This is a genomic window from Agathobaculum butyriciproducens (assembly GCA_003096535.1).
Taxonomy (GTDB): domain Bacteria; phylum Bacillota; class Clostridia; order Oscillospirales; family Butyricicoccaceae; genus Agathobaculum; species Agathobaculum butyriciproducens.
In genome coordinates, this window is sequence record QEKJ01000053.1 from 1 (window position 1) to 1,292 (window position 1,292).

The following is a 1,292-nucleotide window of genomic DNA, read 5'->3' on the forward strand; positions in this document are numbered from 1 at the left end:
TGGGCATGACAGTAATATACTTTCGTGCGTTTCTCACTCTTGCGCAGGCCGGAGTTCTCCATGCCATCTACATTGGCAAATTCGCTGCCGTTATCTACGGTGATCGTTCTGAAAGTATCTGTGAATTTCTTTGCACCCATACTGCGTTCAAGACGATTGAGCGCACGAACTACGCTGGCAGAGGTACGGTCGCGCATCTTGATAATGAGTTCTTTGCGCGACAGGCGCTCCGTCAGTACGAGCAGGGCCGGTTTCAGCCGGACGGCCTTTGCCTTTTTTGTGGTGGTATACACCGTATCCATTTCCCAGTGACCGAGTGTTGTACGCTCATCTACTTCTGTCGGGCGGTAATCAATGCTGGTTCCGGCAGATACACGCTTTTGAGTTTTGATACGTCTATATCTGCGCTTCTGTCTACCTTTCATGGGCAAATCTATTCTGTTGATATTCAGAACGCCGGTATCAATATAGTTATATACGGTGCGCGCACAAATTTTCACATCAAAATCCCAGCCTTTGTTGTTCAATTCGGCCACTGCCGCCGAGGGCGAGTAATTCTTTTTGATGACCAGAGTTTCCAAAGCCTTAGCGAGCTTGTGATCGTGTCCAATCTTGACCTGTGCACCTTTAGCTGCAAGATTAGTCTGATAACGCTGCTCTGCAATTTCCGGCGAATATCTAATTTCCGTAGTCAGGTCGGAATTTGTGTGTTCATACTGACCGCGTTTTAACTCGTTGCATACAGTTACATGGCTGCATCCAACAACATCTGCTATATCGCGTGTGCTATGACCCTGTAAGCGTAGATGCTCAATCAGCAGGCGTTGTGTTTGCTTTAAGTGTTGTCCTTTTCGGTATCGTTGAATAGTTGCACTCATTATATCTATCCCCTATATATTGTGGTATGTAAAAATTATAACACATTATATATGATAAATCTTTGGTAAAAGCAAACAAAAATCAATATCTACGATATGTAGATAACAACAATACAATATATTGTGTCAGTTGCTAATATACCAATTAAAGAAAAAAGAAAAAGACTGCGTAAGCAGTCTTTTTTGTTTATGGAATTACAGTTCCATCTGGAAATTGAAAACAGATCTTTGCTTCTGCGCCGATGGCTTCTCCGATAGCAGTCCATTCTTCTGGTGAAAGTTTTCCGGTGGAAAGGCGCTTGCTCAACAGTTGTGGTGACCAGTCTAATCGACGAGCTAATTCGGCATTGGATAGATCGCAGTATGCGAGCGCCTGCTTTACGATTTGTTTTGTTGTCATAATATTACCCCCTT

2 protein-coding genes are annotated in these 1,292 nt (G+C 43.7%); both read right to left on the bottom strand.

All coding sequences use genetic code 11. The features are described from left to right. Window positions 1-878, bottom strand: an 878-nt coding sequence (locus C7386_RS13215) for an IS30 family transposase (RefSeq protein ID WP_133241608.1), incomplete at its 3' end; no start/stop codon positions are given. Window positions 879-1,065: 187 nt separating this feature from the next. Then, window positions 1,066-1,292 (bottom strand): hypothetical protein (locus tag C7386_RS13325; RefSeq protein WP_207655878.1); only part of this gene is annotated, 227 nt, incomplete at its 5' end.